4 protein-coding genes and 1 riboswitch are annotated in these 5,359 nt (G+C 48.7%); of the genes, 2 read left to right on the top strand and 2 right to left on the bottom strand.

The window, feature by feature from the left end; all coding sequences use genetic code 11:
• Positions 1-120: 120 nt before the first annotated feature.
• Complete coding sequence (locus tag VIM87_RS28780) at positions 121-363, bottom strand: cysteine-rich CWC family protein (RefSeq protein WP_332000323.1); 243 nt, start codon at positions 361-363, stop codon at positions 121-123.
• Positions 364-539: 176 nt separating this feature from the next.
• Entirely contained in the window at positions 540-2,840 is a 2,301-nt protein-coding gene (gene metE / locus VIM87_RS28775; RefSeq protein WP_332000322.1) for a 5-methyltetrahydropteroyltriglutamate--homocysteine S-methyltransferase, read from the bottom strand.
• A 192-nt stretch (positions 2,841-3,032) separates the two neighbouring features.
• A riboswitch (cobalamin riboswitch) is annotated at positions 3,033-3,233 on the bottom strand.
• Positions 3,234-3,430: 197 nt separating this feature from the next.
• Between metE and pepT the strand changes: the two genes are divergently transcribed.
• Entirely contained in the window at positions 3,431-4,678 is a 1,248-nt protein-coding gene (gene pepT, locus VIM87_RS28770) for a peptidase T (RefSeq protein WP_332000321.1), read from the top strand.
• A gap of 194 nt (positions 4,679-4,872) precedes the next feature.
• Positions 4,873-5,359 (top strand): MotA/TolQ/ExbB proton channel family protein (locus VIM87_RS28765; RefSeq protein ID WP_332000320.1); only part of this gene is annotated, 487 nt, incomplete at its 3' end.

The following is a 5,359-nucleotide window of genomic DNA, read 5'->3' as shown; positions in this document are numbered from 1 at the left end:
TCCATTAACTGCATGGCGGTACCGCCAAACATAGTATCATAGTGGTTTACCGTATTCGGGAAAACAGCTTTGTAAATACGGGTAACGGAACGGGCAATCTGAGCTTCGTATGACATTCGTTTATCGCTTTCCAAATAAGTTGAAGATATTATGTAACCGCTGTTTGAATTTTTCCTGTTTGTAGCCGGATTTCATGGCCTGCAAACAGGAAGCGCACAGGCATCCGGAAAAACGTTCTGCAACGTACTGGCGCTCATCTTCCGTAAGCGGCACATCCTGGCACTGGCAGCGCAGAATAGTACCTACACGGCATTCAAAAGTAGTTTTGCAGCTGGGACAGGTAACGGTTTCGTGACAGGCCATAGTCTTAATGTGCGAATGTGCAAATATGCAGATGTGCAAATGTGTTGAACACGAAAATTGGTAGAATAAATGTAATGAATTTATTACAATCCTTACATTACCATTCACTCATCTATCGCATTCATGATCATTCGCTTCAATCCATCTGCACATTTGCACATCTGCATATTTGCACATTATGCAGGTACCGCTGCCCGCATATGCTGTGCAGCCGCTACCATGTTACGCAGCGCCTGCTCTGTCTCCGGCCACTTGCGGGTTTTCAGGCCACAGTCGGGGTTTACCCAGATGTTGCGCGCCGGCAATAGCTGCACGGCTTTTTCCAGCAGCTCAGCCATTTCATGAATGGTTGGTACGCGTGGTGAGTGAATATCATATACGCCAGGCCCTATCTCATTCGGATACCGGAAGGCTGCAAATGCTTCCAGCAGCTCCATTTGTGAGCGGGAGGTTTCTATGGTGATCACATCTGCATCCATTGCAGCAATATGATCAATAATATCGTTAAACTCTGAATAGCACATGTGGGTATGGATCTGTGTTTCATCCTTCGCGCAGGACACGGATACACGAAATGCCCGCACCGCCCATTCCAGGTAAGTTTCCCAATCTGCTTTGCGTAAGGGTAATCCTTCACGGATGGCAGGTTCATCTACCTGTATCACTTTAATACCGGCGGTTTCCAGGTCCTTTACTTCATCGCGGATAGCCAGCGCAATCTGCAGGGTGGTTTCAGAACGGGGCTGATCATCCCGCACAAAAGACCACTGCAAAATAGTTACAGGCCCGGTGAGCATACCTTTCATAGGCTTGCGGGTAAGGGATTGCGCATAGCTGCTCCATGCCACGGTCATGGGCTGGCTGCGCTGCACATCCCCGTAAATAACCGGCGGTTTTACGCAGCGGGAGCCATAGCTCTGCACCCAGCCGTTCTGCGTAAATACAAAACCTTCCAGCTGCTCGCCAAAATATTCCACCATGTCATTCCGCTCAAACTCTCCATGCACCAGCACATCCAGGCGCAGGCCTTCCTGCCACTGTACAGCGTCTGCAATGGCTTTTCGTATAGCCGTATCATATTGTGCAGTGGTAATGTTGCCTTTCTTCAGATCGGCGCGCAGCTTGCGGATCTCTTCCGTTTGCGGGAAAGAGCCGATGGTAGTGGTAGGGAACAGGGGCAGCTGTAATATTTTTTCCTGCAGCTTTTGCCTTAGGGGAAAAGGCTGTAAGCGGCTAGCATCGGCATCTGTAAGCGCGGCTACCCTGGCTTTTACAGCGGGTTTATGCACAATGGAGGCAATACTTTTTTCGTGCAGGCTTTTACGGTTGGCTTCCAGCAGGGCTTCGTTGCCATCCAGTATGGCCTTTAATTCTGTTAGCTCCTGCACTTTCTGGCGGGCAAAGGCCATCCAGCCTTTGATCTGCGGGGTTAATACCTGCTCGTTTTTTTCCAGCTCCAGGTCATACGGGGTATGCAGCAGGGAGCAGGAAGTGGCCAGCAGCACCCGTTGTGCGCCGATGGCGCCGGCAGCTTTGCTTACCAGCTGCAGGGATTGTGTGTAATCATTCTTCCAGATGTTACGGCCGTTCACCACGCCCAGGGAAAGCTGTTTATTTGCCGGGAAATTTTTCAGTACTGCATCCAGCTGCTCCGGTGCGCGCACCAGGTCAATGTGCAGGGCCTGTACCGGCAGCTCCAGCGCCAGCGCAGTATTCTCCTGCAGGCTGCCAAAGTAGGTGGCCAGCAGTATTTGTAAAGAAGGTGCTGCTGCCTTTATTTTCGTATAGGCATATTGGTAAAAGCTCCTTTGTTCTGCGCTAAGGTCCAGCACCAGGCAGGGTTCATCTATCTGCACCCAGGTAGCGCCGGCCTGCTGCAGCTGCTGTAATAGCTGGGTGTACACCGGCAGCAGCTGGTCCAGCAGGGCTGCCGCCTGCAGCTGCTCATCTTTAATCTTACCTAACAGCAAAAAGCTCACAGGCCCTAACAGCACTGGTTTGGTATGAATGCCCAGTGATCTGGCTTCTTTAAATTCATCTACACATTTGGTAGAGAGCACACGGAACTGCTGACTGGCATCAAACTCCGGCACCAGGTAATGATAGTTGGTATCAAACCACTTGGTCATTTCCATAGCGGTAATATCCAGGCCGTTCTTCTGGTAACCCCTTGCCATGGCAAAATACAGCTCCGGGCTGCCGGCGCTGGCCAGGCTTGACATCAGCAGCTGAAAGCGCGCCGGTATTACGCCGGTCATCAGGCACATATCCAGCACCTGGTCATACAGGGAAAAATCGTTGGAGGGGATCAGGTCAATGCCTGCCTGCTGCAGGGTTTCCCAATTCTGCCGGCGAAGCTGCCGTGCAGTAAGCTGTAATTTCTCTAAAGACATTTTGCCCGCCCAATAGGCTTCGCATGCCTTTTTCAATTCCCGCTGGCTACCAATACGCGGATAGCCAAGTACATTGGTCTGCATACTTGCAATAATTTAAATGGTAAAAGAATAGGGTACTTACAGCGGTATGTTTTACGGGGAAGGCAGGGGGCATTTACGATTTACGATCTTAGATTTTAGATTTGGATGAAAGCGAAGCCGGGCATACGCATTAGTCAAATCTAAAATCGTAAATCTAAAATCTAAAATTGTACTGCTTATTCCGCGAAAGCATACATCAAATTGTTTACGGCAAGTATCCTGGCTTGTAACAATGATGACCGTCCTTCTCACACCGGCATAGTGCAGGCGCAATGGACCGCTATGGGTCATCACCTTAAAGGTTACTTACAGTTGCGCGTCAGCCCGTGAATTGCACACGGTTCCTTTTTAATCTCCCGACTTGTCGGGAGAACCGCAAACAGTATTGAGTGTTGTAAAGAACCAACGCAAATATAAACACCTTTCATTAATACATGCCAATTTTCTACACAAACCTAGATATATAGTACATGTAAATAGTAAAGTATTTAAAATTTGGTTATTTGTATTAGTGGAATGATATTTTAAGGATTATTATTCTATTTTATAACCGGTAAGCGTTGCTAAAAAGAAAATCTTACGTTTGTAAGATGTTTACGAATTACAAGTACACCGTTACAGAACGTTTTTTGCGTTATGTGCAGATAGATACGCAATCCGATCCCTTAAGCACTACCTTTCCCTCCACCGCCAAACAAAAAGACCTGGGCCGCCTGCTGCTGCAGGAGCTGCTGGCTATGGGCATCAGGGATGCGGAGCTGGATGAACATGGTTACATCTACGCTACCATTCCCGCTAATACGGATAAAAAGGTGCCGGTGATCTGCTTTTGCTCACACATGGATACTTCCAGCGATTGCAGTGGTACAAACGTTAAACCTATCATCCACCAAAAGTATGATGGTGGTGATATTATACTGCCGGATGATCCGCTGCAGGTAATACGCCCCGCTGATCACCCCTACCTGCAATTAAAAAAGGGAGAGGACATTATCACCGCCAGCGGCGCCACTTTATTAGGCGCGGATGATAAAGCCGGTGTAGCAGCCATTATGGATGCGGCCTACTTCTTATTACAGCACCCGGAAATAAAACATGGCGCCATCCGCATCCTGTTCACGCCCGATGAGGAAACCGGCCGTGGCGTGGAAAAGCTGGATATGCAAAAGCTGAATGCACAATACGGCTATACGCTGGATGGGGGTGAGCGGGGTTCCCTGGAAGATGAAACTTTTTCTGCCGATGCCGTGAAGATCACCATACATGGCGTAGGCATACATCCCGGTACGGCTAAGGATAAGCTGGTGAGCGCCATTAAGGCAGCCAGTGAAATAGTGGCCGCCTTACCCTCCAACGGCCTGTCGCCGGAAACCACGGAGAACCGGCAGGGCTTCATTCATCCCGTACGCATACAGGGGGTGGTGGAAAAAGCAGAGATAGACTTCATTATCCGCGATTTTGTAACCGCGGAACTGGCCAGCCATGAAGCTTTCCTGCGCAGTATTATGGATAGTGTGTTAATACGCTACCCGCAGGCTACCGCCACCTTCCAGGTAACAGAACAATACCGTAACATGAAGGAGGTGCTGGACCAGCATCCACAGGTATGCGAATATGCCGCCGATGCTATGCGCCGCGCAGGTGTAGAGCCTTTAAAGATGATCATACGCGGTGGCACCGATGGTTCCCGCCTTTCTTTTATGGGATTGCCCTGCCCTAACATTTTTACCGGTGAAATGGCCCTGCACAGCAAGCATGAATATGTAAGCATACAGGATATGCAAAAGGCCGTGGAAACCATTGTGTACCTGGCGCAGGTGTGGGAGGAGAGAAGCTAGCAATTAGCTGTTAGCTATTGGCTGTTAGCTGTTTGCAGTGCGTAATGATTGTCTGCTACCATTCGCGGACAGCTAAAAGCTAACCGCTAACAGCTAATTGCTAACTAACAGCTGCTTATATACTATTTTTCCTCCGTTTCCGTTAACTTATTGTATCTTAATTTAATACTTTTGCAAGGTTTAAAAATTAGTACATGCTATTAGGACTTGTTACATTATTACAGGATTCTTTACTGACCCCCAAGGCCGATACGGTAGCCACAGCCGCCAATGCCGCAGCCACGGCCGATCAGCAGATACGTTTGCTGGACCTGTTGATGAAAGGAGGTGTGTTAATGATCCCGCTGGGCATCTTATCCCTTATAGCGGTATTTGTGTTTGTAGAAAGGTATATCACCATCTCCAAGGCAGGTAAGCTGGAAAATAATTTTATGCCCATGATCCGCGACCACATTACCAGCGGTAACATGCAGGCAGCCCGCTCCCTCTCAAAAAATACGGCCAGTCCTATTGCCCGTATGATCGATAAAGGCATACAACGTATAGGCAAGCCTATTGAGAACATTGAAAAATCAATGGAGAATGTAGGTAAGCTGGAGATCTATAAAATGGAAAAGAACCTGGTGATACTGGCCATTATATCCGGTATAGCGCCCATGTTCGGGTTCCTGGGTACCATTG

Origin of the sequence: Chitinophaga sp. (assembly GCF_036569125.1) — a bacterium.
In the GTDB taxonomy this organism is placed as follows: domain Bacteria; phylum Bacteroidota; class Bacteroidia; order Chitinophagales; family Chitinophagaceae; genus Chitinophaga.
This window is presented reverse-complemented; position numbering and strand designations above follow the sequence as displayed.

What these genes read in the sequence shown, in the direction of transcription:
- pepT (WP_332000321.1), top strand. Translation starts at nt 3,431, where the DNA reads ATGTTTACGAATTACAAGTACACCGTTACAGAACGTTTTTTGCGTTAT.
- VIM87_RS28780 (WP_332000323.1), bottom strand. Translation starts at nt 363, where the DNA reads ATGGCCTGTCACGAAACCGTTACCTGTCCCAGCTGCAAAACTACTTTT.
- metE (WP_332000322.1), bottom strand. Translation starts at nt 2,840, where the DNA reads ATGCAGACCAATGTACTTGGCTATCCGCGTATTGGTAGCCAGCGGGAA.